The organism is Klebsiella sp. K5-45 (assembly GCF_030128605.1).
Taxonomy (GTDB): domain Bacteria; phylum Pseudomonadota; class Gammaproteobacteria; order Enterobacterales; family Enterobacteriaceae; genus Klebsiella; species Klebsiella quasipneumoniae.
Window position 1 is genome coordinate 368,359 of the sequence record NZ_JAKUZW010000002.1, and the last position, 16,643, is coordinate 385,001.

Consider the following 16,643-nt stretch of genomic DNA (forward strand, 5'->3'; position numbering starts at 1 on the left):
TTGATTACATTTTCATTGCGGCTTAACGTATTACCCGCCAACCGACCCATTACTCAAGGAACGCCTATGAGCCGCTTTCGCCACGTGGAACTGCAGTATGCCAGCCGCCTGCTCAACCACGGTCCGACCATTTTGATCACCAGCTACGACGCTGCGTCCGACCGGCGCAACGTCATGGCCGCCGCCTGGTCGATGCCGGTGGAATTCGCCCCACCGCGGGTGGCTATCGTGGTGGATAAAAGCACCTGGACGCGGGAAATCATCGAGCGCAACGGCACCTTCGGCATCGTGGTTCCCGGCGTGGCCGCCGCCAGCTGGACCTACGCCGTCGGCAGCGTCAGCGGCCGCGATGAAGACAAATTCAATGCTTACGGAATTCCGGTGGTGACCGGTCCGGAGCTGGGCCTGCCGCTGATCGAGGAGAAGTGTCTGGCATGGATGGAGTGCCGCCTGCTGCCGGCGACGGCGGCCCAGACCCAGTACGACACCCTGTTCGGGGAGGTGGTGTCTGCCGCCGCCGATGAACGCGCATTCGTCACCGGACGCTGGCAGTTCGACGACGATAAGATCAATACCCTGCATCATCTGGGGACAGGCAATTTTGTCGCCAGTGGCCGCCACGTGCGGGCAAACTCCCTCGACGAATAAGCGTGACCTGCCGCGGGTGGCAGATTTTTCCCCTGCCCGGCCTGCGGCCCCCCTTTTAACCCGGTGGGCGGCGGCGATCGGCGCTTGGGGTCAGGCCAAACACTTTTTTATACAGGGTGGTAAAGTGGTTGCTGTTGGCGAAGCCGCACAGATAAGCCACTTCGGTAATGGTCATCTCCGTTTCGCGTAATTTGACCCGCGCGGAGACCAGTCGCAGACGTTTCAGATAATTATCCGGCGTTAATCCGGTGGCCTCTTTAATATGGCGAAACGCCGTGCGGGTGGTGAGATGAAATTGCTCCGCCAGCTGCTGCCAGTTATGTTCTTCGAAACAGTGCTCCTGCAGCCAGGTGAGTAATTTATGCAGTTTATAGCGGGTGCTGCTATATTCGGCTTCCGACTCGGCTGTGAGAATGGTGGTCACCAGCTGGAAAAAGAGAGACTCCCGTTGCGGGGTATTATCCGCCGCCCTCAGCGCCGGGGAAAATATCTTTTCCACCAGTTCCCGACAATAGCTGCGGGTCTCCGGTGCCAGCCAGCCATAGCAGGCGGCGCGCTGCGCCGATAATTGCTGCAGCAATCCCTCCATCTGCTGTAAATAGCGAAAGGCCACCGCCGGATTAATTAAGACATTAATCAACTTCAGCGTCCCCAGCTCATCATAATAGTGGACATCGCCAGGCTGGACATAAAATACATCGCCCTGCTGGATATACAGCGGGCGGCCATTAATAACGTGTAATCCATGCCCCTCCTCGACGATCACCAGCTCGGCAAACTCGTGGCCATGTTCCTGGCTATTATCTTCCGGGTCGCTGGCGTACATGCCGAGCTTATCCTGGGGGTGGGTGAAATAATACTCAACGGTCAGTGTCATCATTACAGCAAATCCTGAACAGCCTGGTGCGCAGGGGCACGATAATCTATTCCGGCCCTCGGCACGCGCCCGATGTGCGGATTTGTGATCGCCAGCGCCCCCACCTCATTATTCCTGCCATTTTCACTGACGGTTTGGCATTGCCAGAGTGGTGGTGCCGCCGGACGACGGCCTATGCTGCGCCTAACCTAATGGAGAGGACGCAGTATGTCACAGGCAATTCAATACAATTCCAGTGTGGCGATGACCCGCCATCCGCATTTATTAGAGCGTGCGGCCGCCCTAACGCCCGCGCTACATCGTCAGCGCCAGGCGCCGCAGGCCATCGTCGAGGCCGTCGCCGATCCGGCGGCGCTGAACGGCTGGCGGGGACACACCGTCTGCACGCCTGAGCAGTTTTATCAGCAGCCGCTTCGCGTCGGCGACAGCATTATCATTGACTTTGGCAGCCATTTTGTTGGCTACCTGCAGTTCAGCTGCCGCAGCGTCGGCAGCCCGCCGGATGCCCCGGCCCATCTGCACTTCACCTTCGGCGAAACGCTGAGCGAAGTCTGCGAGCCGTTCAGCGAGTACCAGGGGTGGCTGAGCAGTAGCTGGTTGCAGCAACAGGATCTGTGGCTCGACGTCCTGCCCGCCCGGGTTGACCTGCCGCGTCGCTACTGCCTGCGCTACCTGAAGGTGGAAATCAAAGCGCTGTCGCGCAAATTTCGTCTGCAGTTCGATGAGATAGCCCTGGAAACCGTTACCTCAGCCGGCAGCCCGCAGCCGGCGGTCATCGCCGATTCGGAGCTGAAAGCCATTGATGACGTCGCGGTTCGCACCCTGCAAAACTGCATGCAGGAGGTGTTTGAGGATGGGCCGAAACGCGACCGTCGGCTGTGGCTCGGCGACCTGCGCCTGCAGGCGCTGGTCAATGACGTGACCTTCGGCCACCACGATCTGGTCCGCCGCTGCCTGTACCTGTTTGCCGGCCATACCCGGGAAGATGGCATGGTCTCCGCCAATGTCTTTGTTCAGCCTGACGTGCGTGCCGATGACACATTTCTCTTTGATTATTCATTATTTTTTGTCGACGTACTCTATCACTACCTGCAAAGCACTGGCGACATGGAAACCGCCCGTGAACTGTGGCCCACGGCGCGACGGCAAATCGAGCTGGCGCTGACCCGCTGCGATACCCGCGGCCTGGTGCGCGACAGCGATGACTGATGGGTATTTATCTACTGGCAGGCAGAGCTGAATAAACAGTCGTCGGCGCAGGGGGTGCTTATCTACTGCCTGCAGCGTGCCCTCTGGCTGGCGCAGCGTGTTGAACCGCAGCGGGTAGCCGACTACACCGCTACGCTCGCGCAGCTGAAAGAGGCCGCCCTCCGCCACCTGTGGGACAGCGAGCGGCAGGTGTTTATCAGCGGCGCCGCGCGCCAGGTCTCATGGGCATCGCAGATCTGGCTGGTACTGGCGGAGGTTGGCACCGCCGGGCAGCGGCAAGCGCTGATGCGCCGCCTGCGGCAACATCCGCCCGCCATTGCCATGAATACCCCGTACTTGCGCCATCATCACATTGTCGCCCTGCTGCAATGCGGCCTGCGCGAGGAGGCGGTAGCGGAGATCAAGGCCTACTGGGGAGCGATGGTCGACTACGGCGCCGACACCTTCTGGGAAATTTTCGATCCGCAGCATCCTGACTTTTCCCCCTATGGCAGTAAGCTCATCAAAAGTTACTGCCATGCGTGGAGCTGTACGCCGGCCTGGTTTATTCGCCAGTACGGACTTTAACAACAACGATAAGCGAGTGATTTATGGCAGAAACAACGTTTACCCTGTGGCGGCAGCGCCTTGGCTATGGCATTGCCGATCTCTCCTGCAACCTTGTGTGGCAGATGATCTCTCTGTATCTGATGTTTTTTTACACCGACGTGATGGGCCTCCCGGCCTATTACGTCGGCCTGATGTTTCTGGTCACCCGACTGGTGGACGGCGTGGCCGACGTGCTGATGGGGCTGGTAATCGACAATACCGCCACCCGCTGGGGGCGCTGCCGTCCGTATCTGCTGATTGGCGCGATCCCCTTTGGACTGCTGTGTATTCTGGCCTTCTACGTGCCCGATTTCGGCACCACCGGTAAGCTGATCTACGCTTTTGTCACCTATTTGTGCCTGTCGTTTCTCTATACCCTCGTTAATATTCCATTCTGCGCCATGCTGCCGTTTCTGACGAACGACTCGCGAGAGCGCACGACGCTGTCGGCAGTGCGTATTCTGCTCGGCTCGCTCGGGGCGACCATTGTCGCGGTCGCCACTCTGCCGCTGGTTGGCGCGCTGGGGAAAGGCAATCAGGAGCACGGCTTCTTCTATACGGCGGTAGTTTTCGGCGTTATTGCCACCTTTTTTCTGCTGGTGAGCTTCCGGAACGTTAAGGAAAATATCAGCATTACTCAGGAGCGCATGACCTTAAAACGCGCCTGGGTCAGCCTGCGCGCCAATCGACCGTGGTTCGTCTTCGCCATCAACATTTTCCTGATGTGGGGCGCGTTTTTCTTCCAAACCGGGGCGCTGGTCTACTTCTTCCATTATTACGTCGGCAATAACGAACTCACGGCGGTCGTCGCCGGGATCTCGACCTTCGTTCCCCTGCTGGGCACCCTCACCGTGCCGCTGCTCGCCAGCCGGATGAAAAAGCTCCACGTGTATCTGGTCGCCAGCGGGATCAACCTGGTCGGCATGGGTATGATGATGGCGGCAGGCGTTAACAGCTGGGGTCTGGTTGCCGGAGCGGTCGTGTTATCGCTTGGCGCCGGACAGCGCACGGCAATTTACTTTTCCATGCAGGCCGATCCGGTGGATTACGGGGTATGGAAAACCGGCATCAATACCGCCGGCATTTTAACCTCCATCAACGGCTTTCTTGGCAAGGTGGCGATGGCGGGCGCAGGAGCCATTACCGGGGTACTGCTCTCATCCGCCGGTTATATCGCTAACCAGACGCAAAGCGACGGCGCGATGCTGGCGATAAAAGCCTGCTACCTCTATATCCCCGCGCTGCTGATTGTGGCCTCAATGTTGTGGATGGGTCGCTTCTACCGCCTCGACGACCAGTACGAGCAGATCCGCGCTGACCTTGACGCTGGACGCCGTGCGCCGTCGAACGCATCGTCTGTTGGTGGAGAAAACCACGCCCTGTAAGGCGCAGCACACGCTTCATACCTCTGAAAAAAATAAGGATTGATATGCGTATCTCTTTGATAAGCGCAGCGGTTTGCTGCGCCCTTTTTTCGGCTTACGGCGCGAGTGCGGCCCCACTCACTGTCGAGCAACGGCTGGCTCTGTTGGAGGCCCGGCTAAATCATGCGGAGCAGGAGGCGGGAGAAGCTAAACGTCGGGCGCAGCAGGCGGAGCTGCGCACCAGCGCCGCGGAACAGCGCGCGGCGGCAGCGGAAAAGCAGGTGCAGACCCTCAGTCAGCGCACCGCAGCGACCGAGCAAAAGCAGCAGGACACCGACAAACAGTTGGCGAAAAGCAGCCTCAGCGATGGCTTCGAGTTCAACGCCTACGCCCGCTCCGGAATGTTAGTCAACAGCCACGGCAAAGGCGCCCGCGGCGGGCCAGGTATCTCCCCGGCCAGTTCGCTCAACGGCGATGCCCACGTCGGCCGTCTCGGCAACGAAAAAGATAATTACGCTGAGCTGAGCTTTGGCAAAAAGCTTACCTTCAACGATGGCTCATGGGCGCGCTTTAAGACCATGCTCGCCGACGGGGCCACCAACCCGGATCCGTGGGTTCAGGATAACGACAGCCACCATCTGAACATTCGTCAGCTGTACGTCGAGATGGGCGATTTCGCCGAGTTCACCGGGCCGTTAAAACGCGCCTCGATCTGGGCTGGCAAGCGCTTCGATCGGGATAACTTCGATATCCACTTTACCGATAGCGACATCATGTTCCTCGGTGGCACCGGCGGCGGGATCAATGATGTCGACTGGGGAAGCGGCCTGCGCGGCGATTATTCGGTGTATGCGCGTAACTTCGGCGACCTTGGCAGCGATAATTACGCGGATAATGACATCCAGAATCTGCTGTTCACCGCCAACCATTTTTACGGCAACTGGCAGCTGATGACCACGGTGATGACCGCCCAGGGCAACGATGACCTGAAAGATAATACCTCGACCACCGGGAGCTATGCCCTGCGCAGCGATAACACCGCCAAAAACGGCTACTACGCGATGCTGGCCCTCCACGACAAACAGCAGTTCTACGGCCTGGCGCCGGGGGTGTCGGAAAGCGCCCTGCAGTACGGCGTCGGGCTGGGCGCCGAAGCGCGTCAGCCGGGGAGCGATGGCGACCTGACCGAGAACGCGGCCTCCCTGCGCTTTGCGTCGTACGGGATCCTGCCGCTGGGGAAAAACTGGCAGCTGGCGCCGTCGGTGATAGCCCAGCACAGCGAAGACCGCTATCGCGACGGCGACCGCTACGACTGGGCGACGTTTAACCTGCGGGTATCGCAAGGGATCTCCGCTCACTTCGCCCTGCTGTATGAGGCCTCGTGGCAGTATATGGATCTCAATCCGAACGGGCGCAGCTATCGCTATAATGACAACGTTTATCAGTATCAGGCGGTGCGCGGTGATTTCTACAAGCTGACCTTCGCCCCCACCTTTAAAGTGGGCGATGTGTTTGATATCAAAGCGCGGCCGGAGATACGTTTCTTTGTCACGTGGATGAACTGGGATAAAGACCTGGATCGTTATGCGATCAACGATGATTTCGGCAGCAAAGGCTTTACCGCTGGCGGGACATGGAACTTCGGCGTGCAGACGGAGATTTGGTTCTGACCGAGCGTCACTGGCGGGCATCATGCCCGCCAGTGGCAATTACATGCTATAACCCGGCTTCTTAATCAACTGCGCCATCTGCGGGGCGATCTCACTATCCCACACCGCCTGCCACGCGTCCGGCTCAACCTGGGTGAGCGCGACGCTGACCGCGCTCTCTTTGCTGTTCAGATGACGGATCAGCACCTCGGTAATGTCGGCGGCCAGTGCGGTTTTTTGTTCGTCAGTCAGTTCACGGGGAAAACATTTAATATCTACATGCGGCATAGCAAAGACTCCTTGTGGTCAGAGCCATAACGCTACCACACAATGGCCGTTATGGTTGGCATCGCGTGCGTTAAATCAGCTTGTTACGGCGCAGCGCCGCGGCCAACTCCGGCCGCTGGTAGACCGCCCGGGCGACGGCCGCGAATTTTGGCGCGTGGTCGTCAAACCACGCCTCCCGCGGCCCCCAGCTGTACATCGCCGCGATATAACAGTCCAGGAGGGTAATCGACGCGCCCAGCGCCCACGGCCTGGCGGCCAGTTGCTGTTCGAACCAGAGATAGAGGTTGTTCCGGTACTGGCGACAATTCTCCACAAGCTGCTCCGCTGCGGCGGGCGCCCAGCGTTCCGGATAATCGGCATAGGTAAAGGTGGGATAGACATTAGCCACCAGCCAGACCAGCAGGCGCTGAAACTGCTGACGCTGCGGCGTCCCCGGCGCGGGGGCCAGGTCGGGACGCTGGTCGAGGATCATCAGCGCGATGGCGGCGGTTTCGGTCATGATGTTGCCGTCGGCCAGCCTCAGGGTGGGCACCTGACACAGCGGGTTAATCTGCCGCAGGCGCTCGCGCGCCGGGCCGGGCTGGTCAAAGCCCTCAACGTCAACCACCTCGTAGGGAATATCGGCCAGGGAGAGCATCAGCTCGCTAATCGTCGAGCCCCATCCCGGCACGCCATAAACGGTAATCATGGTCTGCCTCCAGGATAAAGCCTAAGTGTAGGCAGAAAATTACCGCTCACCCAACCGGCACACCATGGCCCGGGTGGTTAGTAGGTGATCCCCGGCGGGTTGACCACCGACTGCGCCACCGCCTCGCCCTGCTCTCCCCAGCGCGCCAGCACCTGCTGATATTCACCGCGGGCAATCGCCCCGTCGAGGGCTGCCTGCAGGGCAAAGACCAGGCCGTTGCCTTTTTTGGTGGTTGTCGCCACCCACGCTTTTTTCGGCCCCAGGCCTACCACCCGGGTCTGGCCATTAAGGGCCGCTTTATAGGCGGCCACCGACTGCGGGCCGAAAAAGATATCCGCCCGCCCGGACTGGATATAGAGGTTGCCGGAGGCATCATCGGTCAGGTAGACCGGCTGGGCCGGCGGCCGCCCGGCGGCCCGGTTGTCCTCATTCCAGCCCAGCAGGATCCGCTCCTGGTTGGTGCCAGACCCGACGATCACTTTGCGCCCGGCGAGGTCTGCGGGTCCGTTTACCGCGGCGATGTCGCTGGTGGATTTCACCGAGAAGGCCAGGGAGTCCACCCGGTAGGTGGCGAAATCGAACTTCTCTTTGCGCTTCTCGGTTACCGCGATATTGATCAGCGCCACATCGTAGCGGCCGGCGGCGATGCCCAGCGGCCAGTCCTCCCACGCGGTGGGCACCAGCCTGAGCTTCAGGCCAAGGCTCCCGGCCAGCAGGCGGGCTATATCCGGGTCGCTGCCGATCCGCGTGCGGTTGTCGCTGGCAAGCAGCGCCAGCGGCGGAGAATTGAGCGCCGAGATCGCCACCGTCAGCGTCCCCGGTTCCACGAAGCGATAGCCCGGTGGAATTTTCGCGATCGCCTGCGGGTCGCGGGTGACCGGCAATGGCTGCTCATTGGCGCGCAGATCCAGCGCCGCGTGAGCGTCCAGCGCCAGGGCGCTGAATACAAGGGTCGCTATCGCTCTGTTCATGACGGCAGCACCCTGGATAAAAACTGCCGGGTACGCGGATGCTGCGGATGGTTGAGCACCTCGTCGCTGCTGCCCTGCTCGACGATCCTGCCGTCGACCATAAACACCACCTGATCGGCCACCTCGCGGGCAAAGCCAACCTCGTGGGTCACCACCACCAGAGTGGTGCCAGAGCGCGCCAGCTTCTTGATGACATCCAGCACCTCGCCCACCAGCTCCGGATCCAGCGCCGAGGTGGGCTCATCAAACAGGATCACCCGCGGGTCCAGCGCCAGCGCCCGGGCAATAGCGATACGCTGCTGCTGGCCGCCGGAGAGATGCCGCGACCAGGCATCTGCTTTATTGCGCAGTCCAACCACGTCCAGCAGCTCCCAGGCACGGGCAATGGCCTCTTTGCGCGTGGCCTGCTTGTGGGCGATCGGCGCCTCTATCAGGTTCTCCAGCACCGTCAGGTGCGGAAACAGGTTAAAGTTCTGAAACACGTAGCCGACGTTGATCCGCTGGCGGAGGATCTCCTTCTCTTTCATCTCATACAGCTTGTCGCCTTTGCGGCGATAGCCGATATAGTCGCCATCAATCTGAATAAACCCCTCATCAACGCGCTCGAGGTGATTAATGGTGCGCAGCAGCGTGGACTTGCCCGAACCGGAAGGGCCGAGGATCACCGTCACCGTGCCCGGAAGTATCTCCAAGGACACATCGTCCAGCGCTTTGTGGCGGCCATAGTATTTGCTGACGCCGGTGATAGAGATATGGCCATTACGAGAGCTGGGCATGGACGGCCTCCTGGGGCTGTGGTTGACGTGCGGGTTGATTCAGACGGCTGCTGCGGGCGCTGTTCACCGCCGAGCGGCGCTCGCTGCGCGCCAGTCCACGTTCTACCAGGTACTGTATGGCGGAGAGAACGCTGGTGATCGCCAGATACCAGGCGGCGCCGACCATCAACAGCGGGATCACCTCCTGGGTACGGTTGTAGATCATCTGGATGGTGTAGAACAGCTCCGGCATCGCCAGGACATACACCATCGCCGTTCCTTTCGCCAGACTGATGATCTCGTTGAAGCCGGATGGCAGAATGGTGCGCAGCGCCTGCGGCAAAATAATGCGCAGCGTGCGTCGCCAGGCGGGCAGCCCCAGCGCGGCAGCGGCCTCATACTGCCCATGGTCAACGCCGAGGAAGCCGCCGCGAATAATCTCCGCGGTATAGGCGCTCTGCACCAGGGTCAGGCCCACCACCGCCGTGGAGAATTGCCCCAGCACGTTTATCGTCTGGTAGCTGGCCCAAGTGACGCCGGTAAACGGGATCCCCAGCGACAGGGTGTCGTAAAGATAGGAGAAGTTGTAGAGAATGATCAGCACTACAATCAGCGGCAGCGAGCGAAACAGCCAGATATAGCTCCAGGCGAGGCTGCTGAGCAGCCAGGATGAGGACAAGCGGGCCAGCGCCAGCAGGCCGCCGAAGATCACGCTCAGCACCGTGCCGAGCAGGGTCAGAAGCAGGGTTTGTCCCAGCCCTTCGAGGATCACCGGGTCAAAGAACCAGCGGGCGAAGACGCCCCACTCCCAGCGCGGGTTGAAGGCCACCGACTGGATCACTACCGCCAGCACCAGCAGGGCCACCAGGGCTCCCACCACCCGCAGCGGATAGCGCGCCGGCACCACTTTTATCGTTTCAGATGTATGCATAATGCCTCCTCAGGCGCTGTGGCTAAAGGCGCTCACCGCCAGCGCTTTAGTGAACCGCAGCCGGCCATCGTAAGGCGGCTGACTGTACTCTTCCGGGTCTCGCGCGAGGTCAAACTGCGCCTCATACCCCTGGCTGAGATAGAGCTTTACCGCCTCCGGCTGGCGGAAGCCGGTGGTCAAGTAGATATGGCTGTACCCGGCCAGCACCGCCCGCCGCTCCAGCTCCTGAACCACTTTCGCCGCCAGCCCCTGCTGGCGCAGACGGCGGTGCGTCCAGATACGTTTGATCTCTGCGGTGTGGCGATCCTTAGGTTTATAAGCGCCGGTGGCGATAATTTCGCCCTCACGCTCAAGGACGATAAACAGCCCCTGCGGCGGCAAATACCACTCGCTCAACTCCACTTCCGCATCGCGGGAAAAATAGTCGCCGTAGCGGGCGGCGTATTCAGCAAACAGCCCGCTAATAATCGGCTGCAGCTCCGGTGCGTCCGGAGAAATATCGCGGAATGCTTCGCTCATCGCGCCTCCTGTCAGTCGCCCAGCCCGGGCGGGTTGATTTCCGATTGCGGTATGCTTTCCACCCCTTCGCCCCAGCGGTTAAGCACTTTGGCGTAGTCCCCGCTGGCGATAGCGCCGTTCAGCGCCGCCTGGACGGCATTCACCAGCCCGCTGTCTTTTTTCAGCGTTACCGCGATATGCGCCGCTTTCGGCCAGCCGCCATCGACGCTGCCCACCAGTTTGGTTTTGCCGGTCAGCGCCGCCTTCCATGCGCCAATTACGTTAGGGCCGAAAAAGGCGTCGGCTCGCCCGGTCTGCAGCGCCAGCGTCTGGGCGGCATCATCCTTGGTGTAAACCGGGGTAAACGGCTTCAGCCCCTTCTTGACGTTCTCCGCGTTCCACGCCAGCAGGATCGCCTCCTGGTTAGTACCGGAGCCGACGATAATCTTCAGCCCGGCGATGTCCTCCGCCTTGTCAATTTTGTTCAGCGGACTGGTGCTTTTGACGTAGAAGCCCAGCGAATCTTTGCGGTAGGTGGCGAAATCGAACTTTTCTTTTCGCTCTTTGGTGACGGTAATATTGCTGATCGCGGCATCATATTTGCCGGAGGTGACTCCCAGCGGCCAGTCTTCCCAGGAGGTGGGAACTACGTTCACCTCCAGCCCGAGACTCTCCGCCACCAGCCGGGCGATATCCGCCTCGCTGCCGAGCAGGGTTTTGTTGTCATCGGCGAAGACCGTCAGCGGCGGTGAGTTCAGGGCCGCCACCGCGACGGTGAATTTCCCCGGCACCGCCAGATGCAGATCTTTCGGCAACAGGGCAATGGCCTTCGGGTTTTTCGCTGTGTGAATCGGCGTTTTGTTGGCCTCCAGGCTTACCCCGGTGCCATTGATCTTGACGTCCTGTGCCCACGACGAGGCGCTAAATGCCAACGCGACGGCCAGCAAGAGTGTTGTTTTCTGCATAGCGTGATTCTCTTTTCTTATTTTTGGAATTGATTAGCGGGTAGCGCCAGGCCCAGACTTTCCCGCAGGGTGGTGCCCGGATAGTCGCGACGGAACAGACCGCGCGCCTGTAACAGAGGCACCACCTCGTCAACAAAGCGCGGGAAGGTTTCCGGCGTGCCGCCCTGAATGATGAAACCGTCCGCCGCGCGCTGTTCGAACCACAGCTGCAGGCCATCGGCGACATCGCTGGCGGTGCCGGTAAAGCGCGGACGTGGGCTCGCGGCCTCCAGGGCCACCTGGCGCAGGGTTAATCCCCGCTCGCGGGCGTGACGTTTAATCTCGTCGGTGGTGCTGCGGAAGCTGTTTTGTCCCAGGTCGCCAATATCCGGGAACGGTTCATCAAGCGGGTACTGCGAAAAATCATGGTGTTCGAAATAGCGCCCAAGATAGTTCAGCGCATCCTCGATGGAAACCAGCGCCGCGGTAGTCTGGTACTGACGTTCCGCATCCTCGGCGTCATCCCCGACGATGACGCTGACGCCCTGGAAGATATGCAGTTGGTCCGGGGTGCGCTGCCATGCCGCCAGCTGGCTTTTGACATCCTGATAAAATGCCTGCGCCTCGGCCAGCGATTCCTGATGGGTAAAAATGGCATCGGCGTGGCGTGCGGCTAATTTCTTGCCGTCGTCCGACGCGCCAGCCTGGAAAATAATCGGCCGTCCCTGTGGCGTGCGGGCAATATTTAGCGGCCCGGCCACTTTAAAGAAATCGCCATGGTGATCGAGCGTATGCAGTTTATTTTTATCAAAGAACTGGCCAGTCTCCTTATTGCGCACAAAGGCGTCCTCTTCCCATGAATCCCATAAGCCTTTCACCACCTGCAGATATTCATCGGCAATGCGATAGCGCAGCGCATGATCCGGATGCTGGGCCCGGGAGAAGTTTTTCGCCGACCCTTCCAGCGGCGAAGTGACCACGTTCCAGCCTGCCCGTCCCTGGCTTAAATGGTCAAGGCTGGCGAACTGTCGGGCGGTGGTAAACGGCTCGCTGTATGAAGTGGATAAAGTCCCCACCAGCCCCAGCCGCCGGGTAACCGCGGCCAGCGCGGAAAGCACCGTTAAGGGCTCGAAGCGATTTAAAAAATGGGGAATCGATTTTTCATTAATATATAAACCGTCGGCGACAAAAATAAAATCCAGCTTACCCGCTTCCGCTTTTAACGCCGTCTCTGTAACAAAATCAAAATTAATACTGGCGTCGGCCTGGGCCGCCGGATGACGCCATGCGGACATATTTCCCGATGCACCATGTAATATGGTTCCCAGACGCAATTGTCGATTTTCAGACATAGCTACCCCTTCCCCTGCCATCCGTTAAATGTGTTGTAACGCTTCTTCCGCGAGCCGGGCGAAATAATGTGCCGCGGGCGCAATCAGCCGTTCATCCGGATTAAATGCCGGATGGTGCAGACCATATTCGCTGGCGCTGCCGATGCTGACGAACGCCCCGGGAATATGCTGAAGATAGACCGCAAAATCTTCGCCACCGAGATGCAGATCGGCGTGGTGAGTGCGATACCCGGCCTGAGCTGCCACCTCGCTGGCGAAGTCGGCCCAACGGGCGTCGTTGACCAGCGCCGTCGGGCCGGCGTACCAGAAGACGTCAATCTGCGCGCCAAAAGCGCTGGCGAAACCGGCCGCAATCTCGCTGACCCGGGCCTTGACCCGCTGTTGCACTTCACTGCTGTGGGTGCGCAGCGTCCCCTCCAGTTCGACGCTCTCCGGCAGCACGTTCCAGGTATTGCCTCCCTGGATCCGCGTCACGCTGAGCACCACCGAGTCGAGGGTGTTCACTTCCCGGCTGGCTACGCTCTGCAGCACCGTCACCAGCTGGCTGGCCAGCAGGATCGCATCCTTTCCTTCATGTGGGCGGGCGGCATGCGCCCCCTTCCCGGTCACTTTGAAGACGAAGCGATCGACGTTGGCGTAGAACGCGCCGCCGCGGGTGGCAAATTCGCCCACCGGCAGGCCGGGCTCATTGTGCATACCAAAGATCGCCGACACGTCCTCCAGCGCCCCGGCGCGGATCAGGGTTTTCGCGCCGCCAAAATTTTCCTCCGCCGGCTGAAACAGGATCCGTACCCGCCCCGGGAGTTCCGCTTCCCGCTCCTTCAGCAGCAGCGCCGCCCCCAGCATCACGCTGGTGTGAATATCATGGCCGCAGGCATGCATCACCCCTTCATTTTGCGAGCGGTAAGGCAGACCGGTCGCCTCCTCGATGGGCAACGCATCGATATCCGCCCGCAGGGCAATCACCTTGTCGCCGCTGCCGACTTCGGCGACCAGCCCGGTTTTCAGATCGAAGGGCAGCAGAGTCAGCCCGCCGCTCTGCAGCCAGTCGCGGATCCGCGCGGTGGTGGCTACTTCCTGTAGGGAGAGCTCTGGGTTCTGGTGCAGCTCGCGCCGCCAGCTAATCAGTTGTTGTTCAAAGGACATTCAGCACCTCCTTGCCGTAGTGAGCCTGCGCCAGCAGGCGCAGGGAGTGCAGGCGCGCTGGCCCGTCGCTAATGGGGGTATCAATGATGAGTTCATCCAGCTGATCTTCCGCCTGCAGCGCGTCAAGCCGGGCTTTAACCTGTTCGGGAGTACCGGAGATCAGTGAAGATTCGCGGCGGTGGATGCGTGTCGGCCGGCTGCCAGCCTGGCGGGCAAAGGCGACGGCCTGAGCCTCACTGCCGACGGTCACCCGCTGGCCGTTCTCCAGCTCGACGCCCCACACCTCGACCTGCTGCGCCAGCGCAGCGGCGGTGGCCGGATCGTCAGCCACCACCACCTGCACGGCGACGATCGCCTCACGCGGGCTGAGCTCGCGCCAGCGGTTGATCACCGTGCGGCGCAGCGCGCTGTCGCCATTGAGATGGGCCGCAAACACGAAGTTCCAGTCAAGACGGGCGGCCAGTTCCGCACTCTCCAGGCTGGCGCCGAGCAGAAATCCGTCGGCCCGGCGCGGCGGGATCGGCGTGGCGCGCAGGCTCTCCTCTCCCCCTGGCTCAGTCAGTGACAGCCAGTTATCCAGCTGCGCCAGCTGATCGGCAAAGGTCCCTTTCTCCTCCTGATGCAGGCCCTGCTGCAGGGCGCGGGTGGAGAGCGGCAGGCCGCCAGGCGCCTTGCCCACCCCGAGATCGATGCGACCCGGCGCGAGGGCGGCCAGCAGGTTAAAGTTTTCCGCGACTTTATAGGGGCTGTAGTGCTGGAGCATAACGCCGCCGGACCCAAGACGAATGCGCCGGGTGTGGCCCAGCAGCCAGGCGATAACCAGCTCCGGAGAGGGGCTCGCCAGCTGATCGGTATTGTGGTGTTCGGCGACCCAGAAGCGGTGATAGCCCCAGGCTTCGGCGTGTTGCGCCAGCGTTAATGTGCGCGCCAGCGCCTGCGCGGCGGTTTCCCCGGCGGCAAGCGGACTTTTATCCAGGATACTGATTCGATAAGACATTTCGCAGGCTCATATGAAAGTACGTGCCTGCATTATTAAAATCTCTGCTAACTATTGAGAAACAATTAATTCACATGTGTACTGCTGAAAATTAGATATGCCCGCCTGACCGCTGCGCTTCCAGCTCGCGGAGCAGCGCCTCGGCCTGCCGCGGACTGCGCAGCCGGACGAAGCGAATATGCCGATATTGCGGATCCTGCATATCGGCCAGATAGCGTCGACGATTCTGCCGCCAGGTCTTCAGCGTCCAGAGGATGATGGATTCCCGGCTGCAGAACGAACGGCGGAAACTCTCGCGGTTGCCGGTGCCCGGCCATAGCTCCTGTTGTCGCCACGCCCGGCTCGCGGCCCGCCACACCGCCTGGCGCAGCGTGCGCCAGAGGCCATAATCCAGCCAGATCACCAGATCCACCTCGCGCCATTTGACCCCGCGGCTGCGATTGTAATTGCCATCCAGCACCCAGCCCGGCGAGGCCGTCGCGGCGGCAATGGCGGCGAAAAACGCCTCATCCGGCGTGCCCTGCCAGTTCGGCCGCCAGTACAGGCGATCCAGTTCGATCCAGCGCAGCCCCAGCCTGTGCGCCAGGCGACGAGCCAGGGTGGATTTACCTGAGCCGCTGGTGCCGACCACGTTGATGTTCATCTCTGTTTCTCCCTGGTAGCCATTCCCGTTGTTCGCCGCCTTTGCCCGGATGGGAAAAGGCAGTATGTACAGCCGCTTACGCCAGCAAGCGAAAGGCAAAAAATTTCCGGCTGATCGCCCCACCTGTCATGCCGCGCCAGTGAAGATGGCGCAGCCGCCAACAAAGCAGTCTTTATCCAGCGTCAGGCTGGCGATTTTATGCACCGGGCCACGCATACGGACCTGAAAATCTGCGTCGAAGGTGATGTGCAGCTGACCACCAGGCATGTTGACATCCACCCGATCGTCCACCTTCCCTAACCGGCGCATGGCGCTGGCCGCCGCGCAGCTGCTGCTCCCGGAGGCCATCGTAAACCCGGCGCCCCGCTCCCAGATACCAATCTTCAGCGTATGGCGATCGACAATTTCCACGAACTGCACATTGCAGCGTTTGGGGAATAAGGGATGATGTTCAATTTGCGGTCCTAAACGATGAACCTGTTCCAGGTCGAGCTTATCCACGAGGACAACGCAGTGGGGATTGCCCATGGAGACCAGCACGACGGACAGGGTTTCATCCGCCAGCGTCAACGGATAATTCACCGCCTCGGGCAAATTCACTAAGGCGGGTAACGCCGCCGGATTGAAATTCGCCCGCCCCATATCCACGCTAATCTGATGAAAATCACTCTCCACGGTGCAATAGACATCTCCGCCCGCCGTGTGCACTAAAAAAGGCTCATGGCCGACGCGACCGATATCAAACAGATAGCGCGCATAGATCCGTAGCCCATTACCGCTTTTCTCCGCCTCGGAGCCGTCCGGATTGATTATACGCAGCGTGGGATGGGTTTGATCGCCGCTGTCGATCAGCAGACCATCGGAACCAACGCCATAGTGGCGATGGCACAGAATTCGAATATGCTCGTTGCTCAGCTGGTCGGCAACGGCGCGATGGCATACCAGGTAATCATTACCCAGTCCGTGATATTTATGAAAGTGTAAGGGGGTCATTGTGTGGGGTCGCCTGGCGCTATGGGTCTGATCTTGCATCTTACAATACCTGCGCCGCCAGAATGAATTAAACACTAAGGCTTAACCGCTCTGTTCATTCTG

14 protein-coding genes and 2 pseudogenes are annotated in these 16,643 nt (G+C 60.3%); 4 read left to right on the top strand and 12 right to left on the bottom strand.

Annotation, left to right across the window (positions count from 1 at the left end; all coding sequences use genetic code 11):
* Positions 1-66: 66 nt before the first annotated feature.
* Positions 67-648: a flavin reductase family protein gene (locus MKS11_RS05755; RefSeq protein ID WP_004202718.1), complete on the top strand. Its 582-nt coding sequence runs from the start codon at positions 67-69 to the stop codon at positions 646-648.
* A gap of 55 nt (positions 649-703) precedes the next feature.
* Here the strand turns inward: MKS11_RS05755 and MKS11_RS05760 are convergent, their stop codons facing one another.
* Positions 704-1,528, bottom strand: coding sequence for a helix-turn-helix domain-containing protein (locus MKS11_RS05760; protein ID WP_004202721.1), 825 nt, complete (start codon positions 1,526-1,528; stop codon positions 704-706).
* A gap of 204 nt (positions 1,529-1,732) precedes the next feature.
* Between MKS11_RS05760 and MKS11_RS05765 the strand changes: the two are divergent.
* The 3 genes and pseudogenes from MKS11_RS05765 to MKS11_RS05775 all read left to right on the top strand — a co-directional run bounded on the left by MKS11_RS05765 (position 1,733) and on the right by MKS11_RS05775 (position 6,356).
* A pseudogene (locus tag MKS11_RS05765) lies at positions 1,733-3,301 on the top strand (sugar hydrolase).
* A 23-nt stretch (positions 3,302-3,324) separates the two neighbouring features.
* Entirely contained in the window at positions 3,325-4,707 is a 1,383-nt protein-coding gene (locus tag MKS11_RS05770; RefSeq protein WP_284109440.1) for a glycoside-pentoside-hexuronide (GPH):cation symporter, read from the top strand.
* A 44-nt stretch (positions 4,708-4,751) separates the two neighbouring features.
* Complete coding sequence (locus tag MKS11_RS05775) at positions 4,752-6,356, top strand: carbohydrate porin (protein WP_017900502.1); 1,605 nt, start codon at positions 4,752-4,754, stop codon at positions 6,354-6,356.
* 39 nt (positions 6,357-6,395) lie between these two features.
* On the opposite strand, the gene pptA is transcribed toward MKS11_RS05775, so the two are convergent.
* The 11 genes and pseudogenes from pptA to dapF all read right to left on the bottom strand — a co-directional run bounded on the left by pptA (position 6,396) and on the right by dapF (position 16,541).
* On the bottom strand, positions 6,396-6,623 hold the full coding sequence (gene pptA, locus MKS11_RS05780) for a tautomerase PptA (protein WP_002906690.1): 228 nt from the start codon (positions 6,621-6,623) through the stop codon (positions 6,396-6,398).
* A gap of 70 nt (positions 6,624-6,693) precedes the next feature.
* Positions 6,694-7,311, bottom strand: a complete 618-nt coding sequence (locus MKS11_RS05785; RefSeq protein ID WP_087771027.1) for a glutathione S-transferase family protein — start codon at positions 7,309-7,311, stop codon at positions 6,694-6,696.
* Between the two features lie 77 nt (positions 7,312-7,388).
* Positions 7,389-8,240 carry a transporter substrate-binding domain-containing protein gene (locus tag MKS11_RS05790; protein ID WP_074440910.1) on the bottom strand — a complete coding sequence of 284 codons (852 nt, stop codon included), beginning with the start codon at positions 8,238-8,240 and terminating at the stop codon, positions 7,389-7,391.
* Positions 8,241-8,278: 38 nt separating this feature from the next.
* Positions 8,279-9,058 (bottom strand): amino acid ABC transporter ATP-binding protein, encoded by a 780-nt coding sequence (locus tag MKS11_RS05795; RefSeq protein ID WP_004202729.1) that lies wholly within the window; start codon positions 9,056-9,058, stop codon positions 8,279-8,281.
* Positions 9,042-9,968, bottom strand: a complete 927-nt coding sequence (locus MKS11_RS05800; RefSeq protein WP_004202730.1) for an amino acid ABC transporter permease — start codon at positions 9,966-9,968, stop codon at positions 9,042-9,044. Before MKS11_RS05800 ends, MKS11_RS05795 begins: the two co-directional genes overlap by 17 nt.
* A gap of 9 nt (positions 9,969-9,977) precedes the next feature.
* Complete coding sequence (locus MKS11_RS05805) at positions 9,978-10,487, bottom strand: GNAT family N-acetyltransferase (protein ID WP_004202731.1); 510 nt, start codon at positions 10,485-10,487, stop codon at positions 9,978-9,980.
* Positions 10,488-10,498: 11 nt separating this feature from the next.
* A pseudogene (locus tag MKS11_RS05810) lies at positions 10,499-12,762 on the bottom strand (NtaA/DmoA family FMN-dependent monooxygenase).
* A 24-nt stretch (positions 12,763-12,786) separates the two neighbouring features.
* Positions 12,787-13,908 (bottom strand): M20 peptidase aminoacylase family protein, encoded by a 1,122-nt coding sequence (locus MKS11_RS05815; RefSeq protein WP_004202734.1) that lies wholly within the window; start codon positions 13,906-13,908, stop codon positions 12,787-12,789.
* The gene (locus MKS11_RS05820) at positions 13,898-14,905 is read right to left on the bottom strand and encodes an MsnO8 family LLM class oxidoreductase (protein WP_012541571.1); all 1,008 of its coding nucleotides are present in this window, start codon (positions 14,903-14,905) and stop codon (positions 13,898-13,900) included. The genes MKS11_RS05815 and MKS11_RS05820 overlap by 11 nt, the downstream gene beginning before the upstream one ends.
* A 91-nt stretch (positions 14,906-14,996) precedes the next feature.
* Complete coding sequence (locus MKS11_RS05825; protein ID WP_062914258.1) at positions 14,997-15,548, bottom strand: adenylate kinase; 552 nt, start codon at positions 15,546-15,548, stop codon at positions 14,997-14,999.
* A gap of 126 nt (positions 15,549-15,674) precedes the next feature.
* Positions 15,675-16,541 (bottom strand): diaminopimelate epimerase, encoded by an 867-nt coding sequence (gene dapF / locus MKS11_RS05830; protein WP_087771028.1) that lies wholly within the window; start codon positions 16,539-16,541, stop codon positions 15,675-15,677.
* Positions 16,542-16,643: the final 102 nt, after the last annotated feature.

Coding starts and splice junctions, on each gene's coding strand:
- MKS11_RS05755 (WP_004202718.1), top strand. CDS start 67: ATGAGCCGCTTTCGCCACGTGGAACTGCAGTATGCCAGCCGCCTGCTC.
- MKS11_RS05760 (WP_004202721.1), bottom strand. CDS start 1,528: ATGATGACACTGACCGTTGAGTATTATTTCACCCACCCCCAGGATAAG.
- MKS11_RS05770 (WP_284109440.1), top strand. CDS start 3,325: ATGGCAGAAACAACGTTTACCCTGTGGCGGCAGCGCCTTGGCTATGGC.
- MKS11_RS05775 (WP_017900502.1), top strand. CDS start 4,752: ATGCGTATCTCTTTGATAAGCGCAGCGGTTTGCTGCGCCCTTTTTTCG.
- pptA (WP_002906690.1), bottom strand. CDS start 6,623: ATGCCGCATGTAGATATTAAATGTTTTCCCCGTGAACTGACTGACGAA.
- MKS11_RS05785 (WP_087771027.1), bottom strand. CDS start 7,311: ATGATTACCGTTTATGGCGTGCCGGGATGGGGCTCGACGATTAGCGAG.
- MKS11_RS05795 (WP_004202729.1), bottom strand. CDS start 9,058: ATGCCCAGCTCTCGTAATGGCCATATCTCTATCACCGGCGTCAGCAAA.
- MKS11_RS05800 (WP_004202730.1), bottom strand. CDS start 9,968: ATGCATACATCTGAAACGATAAAAGTGGTGCCGGCGCGCTATCCGCTG.
- MKS11_RS05805 (WP_004202731.1), bottom strand. CDS start 10,487: ATGAGCGAAGCATTCCGCGATATTTCTCCGGACGCACCGGAGCTGCAG.
- MKS11_RS05815 (WP_004202734.1), bottom strand. CDS start 13,908: ATGTCCTTTGAACAACAACTGATTAGCTGGCGGCGCGAGCTGCACCAG.
- MKS11_RS05820 (WP_012541571.1), bottom strand. CDS start 14,905: ATGTCTTATCGAATCAGTATCCTGGATAAAAGTCCGCTTGCCGCCGGG.
- MKS11_RS05825 (WP_062914258.1), bottom strand. CDS start 15,548: ATGAACATCAACGTGGTCGGCACCAGCGGCTCAGGTAAATCCACCCTG.
- dapF (WP_087771028.1), bottom strand. CDS start 16,541: ATGACCCCCTTACACTTTCATAAATATCACGGACTGGGTAATGATTAC.